The sequence below is a fragment of the Paenibacillus sp. FSL K6-2524 genome (assembly GCF_038005525.1).
Lineage (GTDB): Bacteria > Bacillota > Bacilli > Paenibacillales > Paenibacillaceae > Fontibacillus > Fontibacillus anaericanus.
Window position 1 is genome coordinate 2,643,397 of the sequence record NZ_JBBOSP010000001.1, and the last position, 18,941, is coordinate 2,662,337.

General features: G+C 43.4%; 18 protein-coding genes. All 18 read left to right on the plus strand.

Annotated elements, in window-relative coordinates; all coding sequences use genetic code 11:
- Positions 1-513 precede the first annotated feature (513 nt).
- The 18 genes from sucC (at position 514) to NST85_RS11950 (ending at position 18,926) form a co-directional block, all read left to right on the plus strand.
- On the plus strand, positions 514-1,680 hold the full coding sequence (gene sucC, locus NST85_RS11865) for an ADP-forming succinate--CoA ligase subunit beta (protein ID WP_127191800.1): 1,167 nt from the start codon (positions 514-516) through the stop codon (positions 1,678-1,680).
- Between the two features lie 46 nt (positions 1,681-1,726).
- Positions 1,727-2,656, plus strand: a complete 930-nt coding sequence (gene sucD / locus NST85_RS11870) for a succinate--CoA ligase subunit alpha (protein WP_341189402.1) — start codon at positions 1,727-1,729, stop codon at positions 2,654-2,656.
- Between the two features lie 151 nt (positions 2,657-2,807).
- A complete protein-coding gene (gene dprA / locus NST85_RS11875) occupies positions 2,808-3,893 on the plus strand; it encodes a DNA-processing protein DprA (RefSeq protein WP_341189403.1) in 1,086 nt (361 codons plus the stop codon).
- Positions 3,894-3,979: 86 nt separating this feature from the next.
- Positions 3,980-6,079 (plus strand): type I DNA topoisomerase, encoded by a 2,100-nt coding sequence (topA, locus tag NST85_RS11880; protein ID WP_341189404.1) that lies wholly within the window; start codon positions 3,980-3,982, stop codon positions 6,077-6,079.
- Between the two features lie 26 nt (positions 6,080-6,105).
- Positions 6,106-7,431, plus strand: coding sequence for a methylenetetrahydrofolate--tRNA-(uracil(54)-C(5))-methyltransferase (FADH(2)-oxidizing) TrmFO (gene trmFO / locus NST85_RS11885; RefSeq protein WP_341189405.1), 1,326 nt, complete (start codon positions 6,106-6,108; stop codon positions 7,429-7,431).
- 62 nt (positions 7,432-7,493) lie between these two features.
- Positions 7,494-8,036, plus strand: a complete 543-nt coding sequence (hslV, locus tag NST85_RS11890; RefSeq protein ID WP_127191795.1) for an ATP-dependent protease subunit HslV — start codon at positions 7,494-7,496, stop codon at positions 8,034-8,036.
- A 217-nt stretch (positions 8,037-8,253) separates the two neighbouring features.
- Positions 8,254-9,657: an ATP-dependent protease ATPase subunit HslU gene (hslU, locus tag NST85_RS11895; protein ID WP_127191794.1), complete on the plus strand. Its 1,404-nt coding sequence runs from the start codon at positions 8,254-8,256 to the stop codon at positions 9,655-9,657.
- A gap of 1 nt (position 9,658) precedes the next feature.
- Positions 9,659-9,982 carry a hypothetical protein gene (locus NST85_RS11900; protein ID WP_341189406.1) on the plus strand — a complete coding sequence of 108 codons (324 nt, stop codon included), beginning with the start codon at positions 9,659-9,661 and terminating at the stop codon, positions 9,980-9,982.
- 41 nt (positions 9,983-10,023) lie between these two features.
- Positions 10,024-10,431: a flagellar basal body rod protein FlgB gene (gene flgB / locus NST85_RS11905; protein WP_341189407.1), complete on the plus strand. Its 408-nt coding sequence runs from the start codon at positions 10,024-10,026 to the stop codon at positions 10,429-10,431.
- A 29-nt stretch (positions 10,432-10,460) separates the two neighbouring features.
- The gene (gene flgC / locus NST85_RS11910) at positions 10,461-10,910 is read left to right on the plus strand and encodes a flagellar basal body rod protein FlgC (protein WP_127191792.1); all 450 of its coding nucleotides are present in this window, start codon (positions 10,461-10,463) and stop codon (positions 10,908-10,910) included.
- Between the two features lie 30 nt (positions 10,911-10,940).
- Positions 10,941-11,249 (plus strand): flagellar hook-basal body complex protein FliE, encoded by a 309-nt coding sequence (gene fliE / locus NST85_RS11915; RefSeq protein WP_127191791.1) that lies wholly within the window; start codon positions 10,941-10,943, stop codon positions 11,247-11,249.
- Between the two features lie 32 nt (positions 11,250-11,281).
- A complete protein-coding gene (fliF, locus tag NST85_RS11920; RefSeq protein WP_127191790.1) occupies positions 11,282-12,871 on the plus strand; it encodes a flagellar basal-body MS-ring/collar protein FliF in 1,590 nt (529 codons plus the stop codon).
- An 11-nt stretch (positions 12,872-12,882) separates the two neighbouring features.
- A complete protein-coding gene (fliG, locus tag NST85_RS11925; protein ID WP_127191789.1) occupies positions 12,883-13,902 on the plus strand; it encodes a flagellar motor switch protein FliG in 1,020 nt (339 codons plus the stop codon).
- A complete protein-coding gene (locus NST85_RS11930; RefSeq protein WP_341189408.1) occupies positions 13,895-14,746 on the plus strand; it encodes a FliH/SctL family protein in 852 nt (283 codons plus the stop codon). The genes fliG and NST85_RS11930 overlap by 8 nt, the downstream gene beginning before the upstream one ends.
- On the plus strand, positions 14,733-16,052 hold the full coding sequence (gene fliI / locus NST85_RS11935; protein WP_127191787.1) for a flagellar protein export ATPase FliI: 1,320 nt from the start codon (positions 14,733-14,735) through the stop codon (positions 16,050-16,052). The genes NST85_RS11930 and fliI overlap by 14 nt, the downstream gene beginning before the upstream one ends.
- A gap of 10 nt (positions 16,053-16,062) precedes the next feature.
- Entirely contained in the window at positions 16,063-16,506 is a 444-nt protein-coding gene (gene fliJ, locus NST85_RS11940; protein WP_341189409.1) for a flagellar export protein FliJ, read from the plus strand.
- 45 nt (positions 16,507-16,551) lie between these two features.
- Positions 16,552-17,496, plus strand: a complete 945-nt coding sequence (locus NST85_RS11945; protein ID WP_307399823.1) for a MotE family protein — start codon at positions 16,552-16,554, stop codon at positions 17,494-17,496.
- Between the two features lie 35 nt (positions 17,497-17,531).
- Entirely contained in the window at positions 17,532-18,926 is a 1,395-nt protein-coding gene (locus NST85_RS11950; protein ID WP_341189410.1) for a flagellar hook-length control protein FliK, read from the plus strand.
- Positions 18,927-18,941 lie beyond the last annotated feature (15 nt).

Consider the following 18,941-nt stretch of genomic DNA (forward strand, 5'->3'; position numbering starts at 1 on the left):
TAGGTTTTTGTCTCTTAAAAGTCAAGAGTAGAATGATAGTTGCAGCTCCTTTAACAGTGAAGGTAACATCCTCCCAAACATAACGTTGCTTCCCGCTATTGGGTCTGCCAACCGCTGTTTTTGGTTTTGAGCCAAAATAACAGAGTTAATTCTAAAGTAGAAATAAAATGCAAGAGGAAAATTCACAATATTTAATTTCGTCATAATAAGACAATTTATGAGCGATTCATCTCAAATAGATATAGTAACTAGGAATGTAAATGAAGGTGAAGTTGGAGTTGAATTTTAAATTTGCAGGAGTTAAAAGGGAGTGCTGATAGATATGCTAAGGTTACTACAAATGAATAGTTTCATCTGATGTTAGGAATTGATCTCAATATTAGATGAGAATGATACAAAAAAGTTGTGTATAAATCATGAACTTTTTAAGGAAAGCGTTTTAAAAACATGATACAATGATCTGAGTTTCATCATTTATCCCTAAAACCGCCTGTTGATCGGAGGATTATAATCATGAATATCCACGAATATCAAGGAAAAGAAGTACTGAAGCAGTATGGAGTTGCCGTACCAAAAGGACAAGTAGCATTTACGGTGGATGAAGCTGTGGAAGCAGCGGTAGCGTTGGGAAGCCCGGTAGTGGTAGTTAAGGCACAGATTCACGCTGGGGGCCGGGGAAAAGCCGGTGGCGTCAAAGTGGCTAAAAATCTGGATGAAGTACGCAGCTATGCCGAGGAAATCCTAGGCAAGGTGCTCGTGACACATCAGACGGGCCCAGAAGGCAAACAAGTTAAACGTCTGCTCGTTGAGCAGGGATGTGACATCAAGAAAGAGTACTATGTAGGTATTGTAGTAGATAGGGGAACTGGCTGTGTTGTTCTGATGGCTTCGGAAGAGGGCGGAACGGAGATTGAAGAGGTTGCCGCAGCTACACCTGAGAAAATATTTAAAGAAGTGATTGATCCTGCTATAGGTCTTCAGGCCTATCAGGCTCGTAGATTAGCTTACGCTATTCATATTCCGAATGAACTTGTGAACAAAGCTGCAAAGTTTATGTTGGCATTATACGAAGCGTTTGTGGATAAGGATTGTTCGATTGCTGAAATTAATCCACTTGTCGTAACAGGGGACGGCGACATTATGGCGCTGGACGCAAAACTGAATTTCGATTCCAATGCTTTGTTCCGTCATAAGGATATATTGGAGCTTCGTGATTTAGAAGAAGAAGATGAGAAAGAGATTGAAGCTTCCAAGTTCGATTTGAGCTATATCGCCTTGGACGGTAATATCGGATGCATGGTTAACGGGGCTGGTCTAGCGATGGCAACCATGGATATTATTAAATACTATGGAGGCGACCCGGCTAACTTCCTAGATGTAGGGGGCGGTGCAACGGCTGAGAAGGTGACAGAAGCTTTTAAGATCATCTTATCTGATGCTAAAGTAAAAGGGATATTCGTCAACATTTTTGGAGGAATTATGAAATGTGACGTGATTGCGTCTGGTATTGTGGAAGCTGCTCAGCAAGTTGGGTTGGATCGTCCTTTAGTTGTCAGGCTGGAAGGTACAAATGTCGAATTCGGCAAGCGAATTCTAGCAGGTTCAGGTCTAGCTATTGTTTCAGCAGATTCGATGGCTGATGGAGCCCAGAAGATCGTATCTCTCGTAGAGGCAGTCTAGGCAGTCATAATATAATCACCTTAACCATGAAGTGGAGGCTCTTATCATGAGTATTTTGGTCGATAAAAATACAAAAGTCATCACCCAGGGGATTACAGGAAAAACCGCACTGTTTCACGCCAAGGGCGCCCTGGATTACGGCACACAAATGGTTGGCGGAACTTCGCCGGGCAAAGGTGGCACTGTAGTTGATATTGCGCTAGAAAATGGCAAGACAGTTAGTTTACCTGTTTTTAATACCGTGCGCGAAGCGAAAGAGAAGACGGGAGCTACCGCAAGTGTTATTTATGTTCCTCCCGCCTTTGCTGCAGATTCTATACTGGAAGCGGTAGAAGCGGAGTTCGACCTTGTCATTTGTATCACGGAAGGAATTCCGGTGTTAGATATGGTTAGGGTGAAGCGTTATATGGAAGGTAAGCAAACAGTTCTAATTGGGCCTAACTGTCCGGGTGTTATTACACCAGGAGAATGCAAGATAGGGATCATGCCTGGTTACATTCATTTACCAGGTCATGTAGGCGTAGTATCGCGAAGTGGAACGCTAACGTATGAAGCGGTTCATCAGTTAACTACGCGCGGAATTGGTCAGTCCTCTGCGATTGGTATCGGTGGTGATCCGGTCAAAGGCTCGGAGTTTATTGATATCCTACGTCGTTTTAATGAAGATGACGCAACAAAGGCTGTCATTATGATCGGAGAAATCGGGGGAACAGCCGAAGAAGAGGCGGCTGATTGGATTCGTGATAACATGACGAAACCAGTGGTAGGATTTATTGGTGGTGTAACCGCACCTCCGGGTAAAAGGATGGGGCATGCAGGTGCTATCATCTCAGGAGGCAAAGGAACTGCCGAAGAGAAAATCAAAAAATTGGAATCATGTGGAATTAGAGTAGCTCCAACACCATCAGAGATGGGCTCTACTCTAGTTAGCGTACTTGAAGAGCGGGGAATCCTTAATTTGTGCACGACACAGTAATAGAAGACTGATATAATGAAGCAAAGGTAAGCAACCTTCTGGGTCCATTCGGGCCAGAAGGTTGCTTTTTTTGTTTTTTAAAGGATTTTTTTTACAAAATAGGATTTTTGATTGTGCAATATAACCATGTGAATGAATGGAGGAACACGAAGTGGAGAAGAAATGGATATTAGCAGGTTTAGATGATAGTCCAGGTTTAGGGTGGAAGAAAATTTCAAATATATTAACTAGGGATGATGATTGGGTGAATGCTTTTGATTTCAGTCCTGAGGATTGGATGCAGAGGGGGTTAAGTGCGGAATTAGCACAGACGATGGCGACACGTTTTACTGCTCATTGGGTTCAGGAGCGATTAGATAGGATGAGTAAGAAGGGGATCCAAGTGATTACTTATTTTGATGACGAATACCCAATACTAATGAAGGAAACAGATCAACCTCCCTGGATTCTGTATGCTAAAGGTAATATAAGACTGTTATCCACGCTATCTATTGCGATGGTAGGCACTCGTGTTCCGACCGCATATGGACGTAAGGTTGGTGAGATGCTTGTTACGGAGCTCTGTGCTCATAGCGTTACCATTGTGAGTGGGATGGCTAGGGGAATTGATGGCGTGTGTCATGAAGCCGCGCTGAACTGTGGTGGATCCACAATAGCTGTACTTGGTACAGCCATCGACATTGCCTATCCATCTGAACATACAGCCTTATACCAACGAATTGCAGAAAATGGACTGATTCTATCTCAATATCCTATGGGTACTGCGAGCCATCCAGGTTTATTCCCACAACGAAACCGAATCATTGCCGGGATATCTCGCGGAACTGTCATTGTTGAAGCCGATTCACGGAGTGGTTCCCTAATTACTGCTGATCGCGCGCTTGAGGCAAACCGTGATGTTTTCGCTGTTCCAGGGCCAATTACTTCTCCAAAAAGCCGAGGAAGTCTTGAATTACTTAAGCAAGGTGCCAAAATCGTAACGGAACCAAGAGATATTTTAGAAGAATATGGTCTTTGGTCAGGGGGGAAAGAAGATACGAGTGACGGTATGGCAGATTGCAAGTTGACAGATGAGGAGCAGCGCATATACCATATGTTGGAGCAGGGAATCCGTAATTTTGATGAGCTGATGAATTTATCGGCATGGGATTTTGGACTTTTACATTCAGTTCTGTTATCTTTAATCATGAAAAAAGCGGTGGTTCAACTACCCGGTTCTGTTTATAAACTAATATAGTTCATTCCAACTGAGAGTTGCGTAATAATTTGGTTATATGATATTTAGATAAATACATCTGATATGTTTGAGAGGAGGATGAACCAGTGGCGGATTCTCTCGTCATCGTAGAATCGCCTGCCAAGGCGAAAACGATAGGTAAATACCTAGGAAGCAAATTCATCGTGAAAGCCTCCATGGGTCATGTTCGCGATTTGCCCAAGAGTCAAATTGGGGTTGAGGTGGAAAATGACTTCAATCCAAAGTATATTACTATCCGTGGGAAGGGTTCTATATTAAAGGAATTAAAAGATGCTAGTAAAAAGGTTAAGAAAATATATCTAGCAGCTGACCCGGACCGTGAAGGTGAGGCAATTGCTTGGCATCTGGCTCATGCGCTTGATATGGATGAGACAGAAACATGCCGTGTTGTGTTTAATGAAATTACCAAAGAAGCCGTTAAGGATGCATTCAAGACTCCACGTAAAATCAACATGGATCTTGTTAATGCTCAACAAGCCAGACGGATATTAGATCGTCTTGTTGGTTACAAAATTAGTCCGTTGCTCTGGAAGAAGGTTAAGAAGGGTCTATCTGCCGGTCGCGTGCAATCGGTAGCAGTTAAGATCATCCTTGATCGGGAGAATGAAATTTCAGAGTTCGTTCCAGAAGAGTATTGGAGTATAACAGCTAAGCTCAAAATTAAGGAATCTATTTTCGAAGCTAAGTTTCATCATTATAAGGGTGAAAAGTTGGAGCTCACAAACGAAGCTCAGGTTAACGAAATTCTGAAGTCGATTGAGGGCGCTAAGTTTAATGTAACGAATGTGAAAGAAAAGGAACGTCTCCGGCATCCAGCAGCACCGTTTACTACGAGTTCACTGCAACAAGAGGCAGCTCGCAAGCTAAACTTCCGTGCGGCTAAGACGATGTCCGTTGCTCAGCAATTATATGAAGGTGTGGATCTTGGGAAAGAAGGCACGGTCGGTCTAATTACTTATATGCGTACGGATTCGACGCGGATTGCAGTCTCTGCCCAAGAAGAAGCTAAGGAATTCATCGTAGGTAAATACGGTGAAACCTATGCCCCAGAAACACCTCGTCAATATTCTAAGAAAGCTGCTAATGCTCAGGAAGCGCATGAGGCTATACGTCCGACTTCGGCTTTGCGTGATCCTGATTCGGTTAAGGCGGTTACTACTCGTGACCAGTTCCGTTTATACAAGCTCATCTGGGAACGTTTTATGGCTAGTCAGATGTCCTCAGCTATACTTGATACTTTATCCGTTGACATCGCAGCTGAAGAAACGACGTTTCGTGCGGTTGGCTCCAAAATTCGTTTTCCGGGGTTTATGAAGGTTTACGTAGAAGGTAATGACGACGGAACGACGGATGAAGATAAATTCCTGCCACCACTAAAAAGTGGAGATAAACTCAAGACTGAGGCTATTGATCCGAAGCAGCATTTCACTCAACCGTCACCAAGATATACGGAGGCTCGTCTGGTGAAGACGTTGGAGGAGCTAGGAATAGGTCGTCCGAGTACGTATGCCCCTACTTTGGAGACGATCCAGAAACGTGGTTATGTAGCAATAGAAGAGAAGAAGTTTATGCCAACAGAGCTTGGTGAATTAGTCATTGAGCAAATGGAACAATTCTTCCCAGAAATTCTCAATGCTGAGTTCACTGCTAACATGGAAGGAAATCTCGACCATGTGGAAGAGGGTTCTGAGGATTGGGTCAAGGTCCTGAGTGATTTCTACGAAACGTTTGAAAAGCGACTTGAGGTTGCGGAAGAAGAAATGAAGGAAATTGAAATTGAGGACGAGGTTTCAGACGAGATTTGTGAGAAATGTGGACGACATCTCGTTTATAAACTAGGACGCTTTGGTAAGTTTCTAGCTTGTTCAGGGTTTCCGGACTGTCGGAATACCAAGCCGATCATTAAGGATATTGGGGTACCTTGTCCTAAATGTAGTGACGGGCATGTGGTAGAGCGTCGTAGTAAGAAGGGTAGAGTCTTCTATGGTTGTGACCGTTATCCTGAATGTGACTTTGTATCTTGGGATAGACCTTCAACGAAGCCATGTCCAAAATGCGAATCAATGCTTATAGAGAAGCGGAATAAGAAGGGCGCTAAGTTACAATGTACGGCCTGCGATCATGTGGAGCTTATTGAAGAGAACGACGACGCCTCCGACGAATAAAAAACTACAACTGGGGGTTATTCATTATGACAGATTCAATAAATAAGGTTACCGTTATCGGTGCTGGTCTGGCGGGGAGCGAAGCTACCTGGCAACTTGTGAGCCGAGGGATTCCTGTGACATTATATGAAATGCGTCCGGTTGTAAAAACCCCAGCGCATCATACCGATAAATTTGCTGAACTCGTCTGCAGTAATTCTCTGCGGGCGAATGGCTTAACTAATGCAGTTGGTGTACTTAAAGAAGAAATGCGCATGCTGAATTCGCTCGTGCTTGGTGCGGCAGATCGCAACGCCGTACCTGCAGGTGGTGCGCTTGCGGTGGATCGCGACGGCTTCTCAGGTGAAATTACCCGCATGTTGCATGAGCATCCCCTGGTTACCGTAGTGAAAGAGGAGATCAGAGAAATCCCACATGATGGAATTGTCATCATCGCTACGGGTCCATTAACTTCTCCTGCATTATCAGAACAGATTCAACGGCTAACAGGTCAGGATTATTTCTACTTCTATGATGCCGCTGCTCCGATTGTGGACAAAGAATCTATCGATATGGATAAAGTATATCTTGCTTCTCGTTATGATAAAGGAGAAGCGGCATACCTCAACTGCCCGATGAATGAGGAAGAATTCGATGCTTTTTATGAAGCACTCATCACTGCTGAGGTAGCTCAACTCAAAGAATTTGAGAAAGAAGTTTATTTTGAAGGCTGCATGCCGATCGAGATCATGATGCGCAGAGGAAAACAAACGGCGCTGTTTGGTCCGATGAAACCGGTAGGCTTACCTGATCCACGCACAGGGAAAATTCCGCATGCTGTCGTTCAGCTTCGTCAAGACAATGCGGCAGCAACGTTATATAATTTGGTTGGGTTCCAGACTCACCTCAAATGGGGGGAACAGAGCCGCGTCTTCTCCATGATTCCTGGATTGGAAAAAGCTGAATTTGTACGGTATGGTGTCATGCACCGTAACACGTTCCTTAATTCGCCGAAATTGTTAATGCCGACTTATCAGTTGAAGAGTCAACCTAAGCTGTTTTTTGCTGGTCAGATGACCGGTGTTGAAGGCTATGTAGAATCTGCGGCTTCTGGTCTGGTGGCAGGGATTAATGCAGCACGGGTTGCATTAGGAGAAGAAGGGATCGTTTTCCCTGAGGATACAACGCTTGGAAGTATGGCAAGATATATAACTACTGCCGACTTTGAGAATTTTCAACCAATGAATGCGAATTTTGGATTATTTCCTAACCTAGATACTCGCTACCGTAAGAAAGCAGAAAAGAAAGAAGCGCTTGCTCATCGTGCGTTGGATAGTATGTCTGCTTTTATCGCGCGTAGCAATTTGATTTGAATGGTTCTCTAAATATAGAATATGATTAAGAGTATACAAGAGATGGAAGGAAGCGATGTTCTATGATTCCAACTTTTCATGCCACTACGATTTGTGCGGTTCGTCATAATGGCAAAGGTGCGATTGCCGGTGATGGGCAGGTTACCTTTGGTGAAAGCGTTGTGATGAAGCAGACAGCCAAGAAAGTTCGTAGATTGTACCGGGGTCAAGTTATTGCCGGTTTTGCGGGTTCAGTGGGTGATGCAATTACGTTGTTTGAGAAGTTTGAAGGGAAACTAGAAGAGCATCATGGGAATCTGCAGAGAGCTGCAGTGGAGCTTGCTAAAGATTGGAGACAGGATCGGGTACTGCGTAAGCTAGAAGCACTACTGATCGTTATGGATCATTCTGGTATGTTGCTCATTTCCGGCGGAGGAGAGGTCATTGAGCCTGATGATGATCTGTTGGCAATAGGCTCAGGGGGGAATTTCGCCCTCTCAGCAGCTAGAGCTCTTAAACGTCATGCTGTGCATCTAGAAGCTAAGGATATTGCCCGTGAGTCTCTACAAGTTGCCTCTGAGCTCTGTGTGTACACTAACAGTAATATTATTGTTGAAGAATTATGATATAAAGCTCCTACCTAGCGATTACTGTTTTCGCGTAGACTGGGATTATCAATCGACCGTCCGGGTTTCCGGACTTTTTTTGAATGAGGGATTGCAAAGTAATTGCAACTTAATTTTCTCGAGCTCGTACTTATAAAGACAACGAAGCCGTTTCTAATTGCGTGAAAGAGAGTAAAGAATTTATCTCAATCAATAAACCTTTCAGGAGGGACGTCTCATGACAAACGAAAATTTAACACCGAGACAAATTGTTGCTGAATTAGATAAGTACATTGTAGGACAGAAGCAGGCCAAGAAATCAGTCGCTGTTGCACTACGTAATCGGTATCGACGTAGTCTCTTAAGCGAAGATGTACGAGATGAGATCGTACCGAAGAACATATTGATGATTGGTCCAACTGGGGTTGGTAAAACAGAAATTGCCCGTCGACTCGCCAAGCTTGTTGGGGCCCCGTTCATTAAGGTGGAGGCTACTAAGTTTACCGAAGTCGGTTACGTTGGAAGAGATGTCGAATCCATGGTACGTGATCTGATTGAAACTGCTATCAGATCTGTTAAGTTGGAACGTACGGAGAATGTAAAAGATAAGGCGGAAGAACTGGCTAATGAAAGATTGGTGCATATTCTTGTTCCTTCGGATAGCAAGTCAAAGAGCGGGCGAAATCCCTTTGAGATGTTGTTTGGCAATAATCAAAATACTACGACTCCAACACATGACGAGGCTGAAGAAGATAGTAGCTTGACCGAACGTCGTCGTCAAGTTCGGTTTAAATTACTATCTGGTCAACTTGAGGATGATGTGATAGAAGTCGAAGTCGAGGATAATGCACCTAGTATGATGGACATGTTTGCTGGTCAAGGTAACGATCAACTCGGCATGAACATGCAAGAAATGTTCGGCAGCCTACTTCCACGTCGTACTAAGAAGCGCAAGCTTAGTGTCAAAGAAGCACGGAAAGTGCTCACTCAAGAAGAAGCTGCAAAATTGATTGATCAAGAAGATCTAACTCAAGAAGCAGTGAAGCGGGTTGAACAGTCGGGGATTATTTTTATCGACGAAATAGATAAGGTAGCCAGCAAGGGGCAAGGTTCTGGTCCGGATGTATCACGTGAAGGGGTACAGCGCGACATATTACCTATTGTTGAAGGCTCAACCGTGATGACGAAATATGGACCGGTTAAGACGGATTATATTTTGTTTATCGCCGCAGGTGCTTTCCATGTTGCTAAGCCTTCCGATTTGATTCCGGAGCTCCAAGGGCGGTTTCCGATTCGGGTTGAACTTAGTAGCTTATCTCTAGATGACTTTGTTTCGATTCTTACGGAGCCAAAGAATGCGTTAACTAAGCAATATACTGAGTTGCTGCGGACCGAGAATATTGATATCCAATTCACAACGGAAGCAATACGGGAGATCGCTGGAATTGCAGCCACTGTAAATAGTAATACGGAGAATATCGGTGCGAGAAGACTTCATACAATCCTTGAAAAATTGTTAGAGGACTTATCATTTGAAGCGCCGGAGCTTACGCTTGATAGCATGGTTATCACCCCGGAATATGTGCGTGAAAAGTTAGGCGATATCGCTAAAGACAGGGACTTAAGCCAGTTCATATTGTAGATTGGGACTTGTTAGAAAAATCACAGTACAAAAAAATAAGGCCGTTAGACCTATAGAAATTGGTCTAACGGCCTTTGTATTTTCTTTCCTAAAAATATCTGATTTTTTTATAAAGAATTTAACCAAATATTTACTTAAAATGAATGGAATTTCATTAGGATTTTTAAAGATAGGGCTTTTTTCTTATTGTAATAATGTCGAATCTGCTAGAAACTTAGGATATACGACATTAATGTGTTTTTTTCAACAGACTTACCTTTGTGGAAATAAAAAAAAGAAATTTTTGTCGAATAAAAGAGGAACTATGGCTTGTTTTGTTGAATAAGTGGAGATGGCAATTTTGGGAAAACATTGGGGGAGATGTAAATGCAAATACTGAGTGGTGTGGGATTCCAAAGGCTTGAAGCCGCAATTGACGCTGCTAATATTAGGCAGAGTGTTATTTCAAATAACATTGCGAATGAGGATACCCCCTACTTTAAACGTTCATCCGTATCTTTTGAGAGTTTATTACAAGATGAAATGAATAACGAGATGCCAACACTACGTGGTAGAACGACAAATCCTAGGCATTTTGTCATAGGGCCTTCAAACAGCAGTATTCCTGATTCTCAGGTGATCACAGATGAGACCACATCGATGAACAATAACTTGAATAATGTGGACATTGATAGTGAAATGAGTTTGCTAGCTGAGAATCAGCTTCGATATAACTCGTACATAGAACTACTTAATTATCAAATCAAGATGAAACAAACAGCAATTTCTAAGTAAAAATACTGTATTGAGAGGAGATCATTGCATTGAATATTAGTAATAGCTTCAATATCAGTTCCTCTGCATTAACTGCACAACGTCTAAGAATGGACGTCATCTCCTCGAACATCGCGAATGCGGAGACAACTAGAGCGAGTGTGGTAGATGGCAAGGCGGTACCGTATCGCCGTAAGGTAGTAGTTATGGAGCCTAAGCAACAAAGCTTCAGCAGTGCATTGGGTGCTGCAATGAATTCAGGGCAAATTGGCCAAGGGGTCAAGATAACGTCGATCGAAGATGATACATCTGCATTCAAGCCGGTTTATAATCCAACTCATCCAGATGCAGACAGCCAAGGTTATGTTTATATGCCTAATGTCGACACATTAAAAGAAATGGTAGATATGATTTCAGCAACTCGTTCTTATGATGCTAACGTGACAGCACTGAATGCCACAAAAGCGATGATAACAAAAGCATTACAAATAGGGAAATAGATACTATAACTTTGATAGGGGTGTTGTCTGTTGATTCAAGCGATCAATTTTAATGCTATTAAGCCGCTAGACGGAGTTGCTCAACTTAATAAATCTTCGTCTCCAACTCCAGCCGAGACGATAAAGGGATTCAGTTCTTATTTGAGCGATGCACTAGATGGCGTAGCCGCTCAAGAGAAAAATGTAGAAGCATTAAATGGGCAATTTCAGCTAGGCCAAGTCAACATCGAACAGGTAATGATCGCTTCGGAGCAAGCCTTGTTAAGTTTGCAGCTTACTACGCAAGTCCGAAATAAAGTGATAGAAGCTTATCAAGAGATTATGCGTACGCAAATTTAATAGACTATAGCAGCTTCGAATGAGGTGAAAATGTGAATGAGAGAATCACCCAGTATCTGGGGAGAATAACCGGGTACTGGAACAATTTTAGCAAAAAACAGAGAACGCTCTTGATATCATCGCTTGCATTTATACTTATCGCAGTAATCCTACTGACGGTTCAATTCTCCAAGACGGAGTATGAAGTAGCCTTTACGAATTTGGACTCTGCAGATGCTGCAGGTATCATTAACTACCTCGAAACTGGTGGAGTTCCTTACAAATTAGGACCTGATGGAACAAGTATTTCAGTTCCGAGCAAACAATCAGCTCGTGTTAAGGTAGATGTTGGATCTCAAGGGATCGTTCAAAATGGTTCGATCGGTTGGGGGATATTTAACGAAAGCTCATCATTGATTGGAACAACTGATAATGAGTTCAACGTTAAATACAAAAGTGCTCTAAATGGTGAAGTCGAACAGTTACTTGGACGGATGCAGGGAGTCAGCGAGGCGAAGGTGTTGATTAATCTTCCTTCAGAGAACGTTTTCGCAACTGTAGAAGAGCAGGAGAAAGCATCAGCCTCTATAGTAATTAAGTTCAAACCAGGCTATCGAATCACGCAGGAAGCAGTTGATGGCTACTTCAATCTGGTGAAGACATCTGTTCCTAACTTGCCTGTAGAGAATATATCTATATCTGCTAGTGATGACACTGTTCTGTTACCAACAGGTCAAGGAGGCGGACAAGCTGGTTCGCTAACAACTGCAGTACAGGAGAATATGGCTCTGCAGAAAAAATTTGAGAGCGATGTACGACAAAGTGTTAAACAATTCCTATCCAAACTGACAGGTCCAGATAAAATCGAAGTGCTTGTAGCATCGAAATTGAATTTCGACCAAATCAGTGAAAAAGATAATCTTGTTACTCCTGTTGACTTGGAGAATATGAAGGGTATCGAAATTAGTGCCCAGAAACTCCAAGAAAGTTACACTGGCGAAGGTGATGCTAGTGGTGGTGTTCCGGGAACTGGAACCCAGGATGTACCGGGATATCCAACAACGGATACACAGGGCGGTTCAACTTCTGATAAATCGTCCTCGACAATTAATTACGAGGTTAACCGAATTACGAGAGATATTGTGGCCAGTCCATATGTTATTAAAGATTTAACCATTAATGTGGCCGTTGAACCACCTTTAGGACAAGCAACTTTAGATCCTACTACACAAACGGCAATTGAGAATATTCTTAGCAATATCGTTGGTTCATACTTAGCTGACTCAGGTTCTACATATACAGACGCTGAATTACTTAAAAAAGTTGCTGTTTTCTCACAACCTTTTCATAGTGATGTCGTGAATAAAAGCGTATTGAGTTTGTCTAACCCATGGTTATGGGGAGTTGGCGCAGCTATACTTCTTGCCGGAGCAGGTATTGGAATGCTGGTGTTCCGTCGTCGGAAGAACAAGGAAGAGTTTGAAGAAGAAGCAATTGCACAACCACTTCTTTCAGAGTTTCCTTCCATTAACTTCGAAAGTGTTACAAACGAAAACCAAGTGCGCAAACAACTGGAAACGCTGGCGAAGAAGAAACCTGATGAATTCGTCAACTTGCTTCGTACCTGGTTGTCTGAGGAATAGAGGTGATAGCAATGTCGAAAGTAGCAACGTCTCAAGGTTTAAGCGGAAAACAGAAAGCCGCGATCTTGTTAATTACACTAGGTCCAGAGGTCTCAGCAGAAATCTTCAAACATCTACGCGATGAGGAGATTGAACAGTTAACGTTGGAAATCGCCAATGTTCGAAAAGTGGACGCTAGCGAGAAAGAGATGATCATGGCGGAGTTTCACCAGATTTGTCTCGCTCAAGAATATATCACGCAAGGCGGCATTAACTATGCCAAAGAAATTTTGGAGAAAGCACTTGGTGTATCCAAGGCATTCGACATTATTAATCGCTTGACTGCAACGTTACAGGTTAGACCTTTCGATTTTGCACGTAAAGCGGATCCTAACCAGATTCTCAACTTTATACAGAACGAGAATGCTCAGACGATCGCTCTTGTCCTGTCTTACCTTCAATTTGAACAAGCGGCTATTATTTTGTCCTCGCTCCCTCAAGATAAACAAGCTGAAGTAGCGAGAAGAATAGCGATGATGGACAGTACGTCTCCAGAAGTTATTTCTCAAGTGGAGCGGGTGCTGGAACAGAAATTGTCTGCTACAGTAACTCAGGATTATACAAGTGCTGGCGGACTCGAGTCGATTGTTCAAATTCTGAATGGCGTCGACCGAGGTACAGAACGAACGATTCTCGATTCCTTGGAAATTCAGGATCCTGAGTTGGCTGAAGAAATCAAGAAACGCATGTTTGTCTTTGAAGATATTGTTAACTTGGATAATCGATATATTCAACGGATTATCCGTGATATTGAGAATGCAGATTTGCAACTTGCGCTTAAAGTGGCTAGTGAAGAAGTTCGCGAAGCAGTCTTCCGCAATATGTCTAAACGGATGGCGGAGACCTTCAAAGAAGAAATGGAATATATGGGACCTGTGCGGCTTCGTGATGTGGAAGAAGCTCAGACACGTATCGTAGCAACAATCCGCAGATTGGAAGAGGCTGGAGAGATCATAATTGCACGCGGCGGAGGAGATGACATCATTGTCTAATTTGATCAAGGTGTCCCAGTACGTTCCGGTGGACATTCTGAAACAACTCAATTTGGGCAAGACTTACCTGTCCCCTGATGAACAAAAATTAGATGATGAATCAACGGCCATTGCCGAGGTTGCGGTCACGGTCGAAGATTTGGCCGCTGAAGAAACAAGACGGCAAATGCTGAGTGATGCCAAAGATTTTGCTGAACGTCAAGTGAGAGAAGCTTCAGAACAAAGCGAGCGTTTGCTCGCTGAGGCTAAGGAGCAAATTGAGACGTGGTGGCAAGAGCGAAGAGTACAGGACGAAGATTTGATCGAAGCGCTCAAATCTGAAGGCTTCAGTCAAGGGTATGAAGAAGGCAAAGTCCAGGCGGAACAAACGTTACAAAACAAAATCAATGTAATGATGGCCGAGGCGACTGCTGTGCTGGAAGAGGCGCATATCGAGAAAGGCCGAATCATTCAAGAAGCAGAGCCCTTTCTGGTTGAGCTTAGCTGCGCTATTGCGGAGAAGATCATTGATAAGCAACTGGATTTAGAACCGGAGTACACGCTGGAGTTAATTAAGGGAAATCTTTCTCGTAAACGTGAGCAGGGCCTTCTTACGCTTTGTGTTTCACCATCACATTTTGCTTTTGTTCAAGCGGCTAGAGAAGAACTAAGTTTAGCCATCGACTCACAGGCTGAATTGCAGATTTTACCGGATCCTACAGTGAAGGACCGTGGCTGCGTTATCCGATCATCGTTTGGTAGTGTGGATGCTAGAGTGGATACACAATTGTCGGAGATAAAAAAGGAACTGTTACGTATATCGTTGCAGGTTGAGGATCGAGGACATCAACATGACGAGAATTGATCCGGAGCGATATATTGATCACCTTAAGCAGTTGGATCCTGTACGGATTAATGGGAAAGTGACGCAGGTGATTGGGCTGATGGTTGAGTCAGAGGGTCCGGACGCTAGTATAGGTGATGTTTGTTACATTTATCCTAGCAAATCTTCACAGCCGCTTCAGGCCGAAGTTGTTGGATTCCGTGACAATAAAGTGCTGTTGATGCCCCTTGGAGAGTTGCATGCGATTGGGCCTGGATGTGATGTGGTTGGAACAGGTAAACCTCTAAGCGTTCAGGTAGGATCGGAATTGCTAGGTAAAGTACTCGATGGGCTTGGACAACCACTAGATGGTTCCATCATCCCATCGCGTATGAATCACTATTCTACTTATAACAAACCGATGAACCCGTTGAACCGGCCGCGTGTGGCTGAGCCGATAAGTATAGGAGTTAGGGCCATAGACGGTCTACTTACGATCGGTAAAGGACAGCGTGTCGGAATCTTTGCTGGTTCAGGTGTAGGTAAGAGTACTTTGATGGGGATGATCGCTCGTAACACTGCGGCGGATGTGAACGTCATCGCGTTGGTTGGTGAACGTGGTCGTGAGGTGCTTGACTTTATTGAGCGCGATCTTGGGCCGGAAGGTTTGGAGCGTTCCGTAGTCATTGTTGCAACTTCGGATCAACCAGCATTGATCCGGATAAAAGGAGCACTAATTGCGACTAGTATCGCAGAGTATTTCCGTGACCGAGGATTAAATGTCATGCTGATGATGGACTCCGTCACTAGATATGCGATGGCACTACGGGAAGTGGGACTAGCTGTTGGTGAACCTCCTGCTATGCGTGGTTATACCCCTTCGGTGTTCGCGGCATTACCGAAGTTAATGGAACGAGCAGGAACAGGGCCCACGGGCTCGATTACAGCTTTCTACACTGTACTTGTCGACGGTGACGACATGAATGAACCGATTGCCGATGCGGTACGGGGGATTCTAGACGGTCATATTGTGTTGAATCGAAATATAGCGAACAAAGGACATTTTCCGGCGATTGATATATTGGCAAGCATAAGCCGTGTGATGAAAGATATCGTAACGGAAGAGCAAAGTGATGCAGCGGATAACTTGAAACGTTTACTCGCGGTGTATAAGGACTCGGAGGACTTGATTAACATTGGAGCGTATCAACAAGGTTCCAATGCTGAGATTGATGAAGCGATCAGTTATATACATAGCATTTGGGATTTCTCGAAACAGAAAGTGAATGAGAAAGTAACGTTAACAGAAGTACAAGAACGTTTGATTTCTGAATTTGCGAGGAGCTGACCCTTAAAGAATGAGGTTCCGTTATGTTTATCAAAAAGTAGTAGATTTGAAATCGAATGAGAAGACTCAGGCAGAGTGGATGCTTTCTGCAGCCGTGGGTCATTTGCAATCGGAGCAAAGATCATTAGATAGGTTGTTCGAGGACAAGAGAGCTACTTTTAGCGTGATTCAATCGGAGATGGAGAACAAAGCCTCCGTAATTAAGCTACAAGAGCTACAACGGTATGTGGATTATCTTGAGCAATGTATTACAAGCAAATTAAGAGATGTAAAACGTGCTGAGATCCATGTTGAGAACAAAAAAAGTTTCTTGAACAGTAAAATGCTAGACGAGAAAGTATGGTTAAAGGCAAAAGAGAAGGAACAAGACAAATTTCAGCACAAAATGCTTCTTCGGGAACAAAACGAACTGGACGAGATGGCTACGGTCCGGTTTGCCATGAGAGCCCGTTAAAGCTGTAGCGGGCGATAAGAATGGGCTTGCGAAGGAGGGGATAGGATGGCACAGACAGAATTGGAAGAAGATTATGAAACAGGAAGTGGTTTTTCAAGATTTTTATTCTTTGTGACACCGATACTGTTTACCGTTGTTTTGCTTGGCGTTCTACTGACGTTGTTTAATATGCCTTTCCGTGCAACATTACAGGAATTTGCGAACTCAATACCTATTATCAAAAATTTCGTACCTGACCCTGAAGTTGCGATAACGGATAAAAAGGATACTACGAAGGACAAAGAGGAAGATAATAAGAAACAGCAAGCGAGTACGGATGCTACGATTAAACAGCTAAAAGAACAAGTAACTAAGCAAGAAGCCGATCTTGAAGCAGCAAATGCTCAGGTTGTGGAGCAAGAGAGTAAATTGAAGGATCTTCAAGCAGAGTTAGAAGCGGATCAGCAGGTAACTGCTAATCAAGAACTTGCTGATGAACAAGTTGCTTATCAGAAAGAGGTTAAGAAGCTTTCGCAGTTATACGCGCAAATGAGCCCAAAGAAAGCGGCCGCTATTTTAGAAAAATTGACGACCGATGAGACACTTCAAATGCTCAGTATGATGAATAACGAAAGTAAGGTAGCTATTCTTGAGAAGATGGACGCTCAAAAAGCAGCTGATATTTCTATTAAACTCAAAGATGTCCAACCTTCAGAAGATCTAGCCATTGCTGCATTACAGTCAAGGTTGAAGAAGGACGCTGAAACGGATGCGGCGAGTACACAAGTTAGCACGGGCCTCAGTGATCAACAGTTAAGCGGGACATTTGCTAGCATGTCGGCGGATTCCGCCGCAACACTGATTCTACAAACTTACAAGATTAGTCCGGATAAAGCGCTAAAAATATTAAATTCGGTCGATGACACGACCCGGTCAAATATTTTAGTAGCCATGACTAAGGTAGACGATGCTCAAACAACTAAAATACTTAACAAGCTTGTTAGTAAATAGAGTGACTGATAACAACGTGAAAGGAGGTGAAAAAGATGAGTCAAATACTATCTAATGTATCAACTGGAACTGCTACGAACGGACTCTGGTATGGTGCAAGTGGTAAAGTTGAATCAGGTCAGGCCACAGTACAAGCTTTTGATCAAACACTTTTATCGATGATGATGGGTAATTCTCAGTCTGCGGAGGGTCAAACTTCAGCTCAAGCTTTGACTTTAGCTAGTTTGAATTCAACAGTTGATGTTGAAGGTACTGGCACAGAGAGCGAAGGTGACACGATAAATACCTTGCTTGAAGACTTACTACAGCAACTTGATAAAATGGACGAAGCGCTATCAGAAAATCCTTCACTTCTAGAAGTTTTGCAAGGCTGGCTTCAAGGTATTCAAACCTTAATTCCGCAAAATGGGTCAACTGAAAATGACCAAGAAGGCGTTGAGGGTTCTGAGTTACCTCTTTTGGCACAGCACTCTGAGACGATGCGTTTCGCAATTCAAGATGCTTTAGTACAGATGCTATCCGCAGCAGATGGTCAGCAATCGACGGCAGCAAGTAGTCTAGGTCAAGCGCGAGAGGTTATTCAGTCTCTTCAAAGCGTACTGAATTCACTGAAATCCGTTCAAACTGAGCTGAACCCTACCGTTGGGAAAGAGTCTAACAATAATAATTTCTCTGTCTTAGCAGCCGCTCTTGGCAAGAGTTCTGAAGCTACAACTGGAGGCAATAACCAACAAGCTGTTCGAGATATTGTCGGTACCCAGACGGTACAGAGTAAAGATACCATCATTTCTGTAACAGGCGTAACTTCTCAAGCTTCCGATTCAACAGATAGTGAAGCTACTTCTGAAGGCGAAAGTCGTTTACATTCTGGAAATATTGTTACAGCAGGGGAACTGACCTTACGTCAAGCAGGAACAACACCACCAAAAACGGTTGCTGCACCTGTACCTGTTGAGAACTTCAGTAAAGAGATGAGCGGTTTTCTAGTCAGCAAAATGGATATTGTTAAACTTCAAGGTATTTCCGAAGCTAAGATTTCCCTATATCCGGAGCATTTGGGACAAGTGGATGTGAAGATTACGATGCGTGATGGCCAGATGATAGCCCAGTTCGTAACCGAAACTGCACTCGCTAAGGAATCATTAGAGCAGCAGATGGGTCAACTCAGGTCCGCACTTCAAGCCCAGGGACTTCAGGTTACTAAGTTGGAAGTAACACAGAATTCCTCGTTGTCTTCGCACATGTACCAAGATGGGCGTCAACCTGGTAATGGTACAGGGACAGGGCAACAGCAGGGAGGCAAGCGTCGTGAGATTCAAGAGGAAGATGCTTTGCTAATTAGTGATTTGAGTGAGGAATGGAACGAATGGATCACAGAAGTAAGATCAAAAGAAGTAAACTATGGTAGCTCCTTCGTTGCAAAAGCCTAATTGAAAGGAGGTAGC

Coding starts and splice junctions, on each gene's coding strand:
- sucC (WP_127191800.1), top strand. CDS start 514: ATGAATATCCACGAATATCAAGGAAAAGAAGTACTGAAGCAGTATGGA.
- sucD (WP_341189402.1), top strand. CDS start 1,727: ATGAGTATTTTGGTCGATAAAAATACAAAAGTCATCACCCAGGGGATT.
- trmFO (WP_341189405.1), top strand. CDS start 6,106: ATGACAGATTCAATAAATAAGGTTACCGTTATCGGTGCTGGTCTGGCG.
- hslV (WP_127191795.1), top strand. CDS start 7,494: ATGATTCCAACTTTTCATGCCACTACGATTTGTGCGGTTCGTCATAAT.
- hslU (WP_127191794.1), top strand. CDS start 8,254: ATGACAAACGAAAATTTAACACCGAGACAAATTGTTGCTGAATTAGAT.
- flgB (WP_341189407.1), top strand. CDS start 10,024: ATGCAAATACTGAGTGGTGTGGGATTCCAAAGGCTTGAAGCCGCAATT.
- fliG (WP_127191789.1), top strand. CDS start 12,883: ATGTCGAAAGTAGCAACGTCTCAAGGTTTAAGCGGAAAACAGAAAGCC.
- fliI (WP_127191787.1), top strand. CDS start 14,733: ATGACGAGAATTGATCCGGAGCGATATATTGATCACCTTAAGCAGTTG.
- fliJ (WP_341189409.1), top strand. CDS start 16,063: ATGAGGTTCCGTTATGTTTATCAAAAAGTAGTAGATTTGAAATCGAAT.
- NST85_RS11945 (WP_307399823.1), top strand. CDS start 16,552: ATGGCACAGACAGAATTGGAAGAAGATTATGAAACAGGAAGTGGTTTT.
- NST85_RS11950 (WP_341189410.1), top strand. CDS start 17,532: ATGAGTCAAATACTATCTAATGTATCAACTGGAACTGCTACGAACGGA.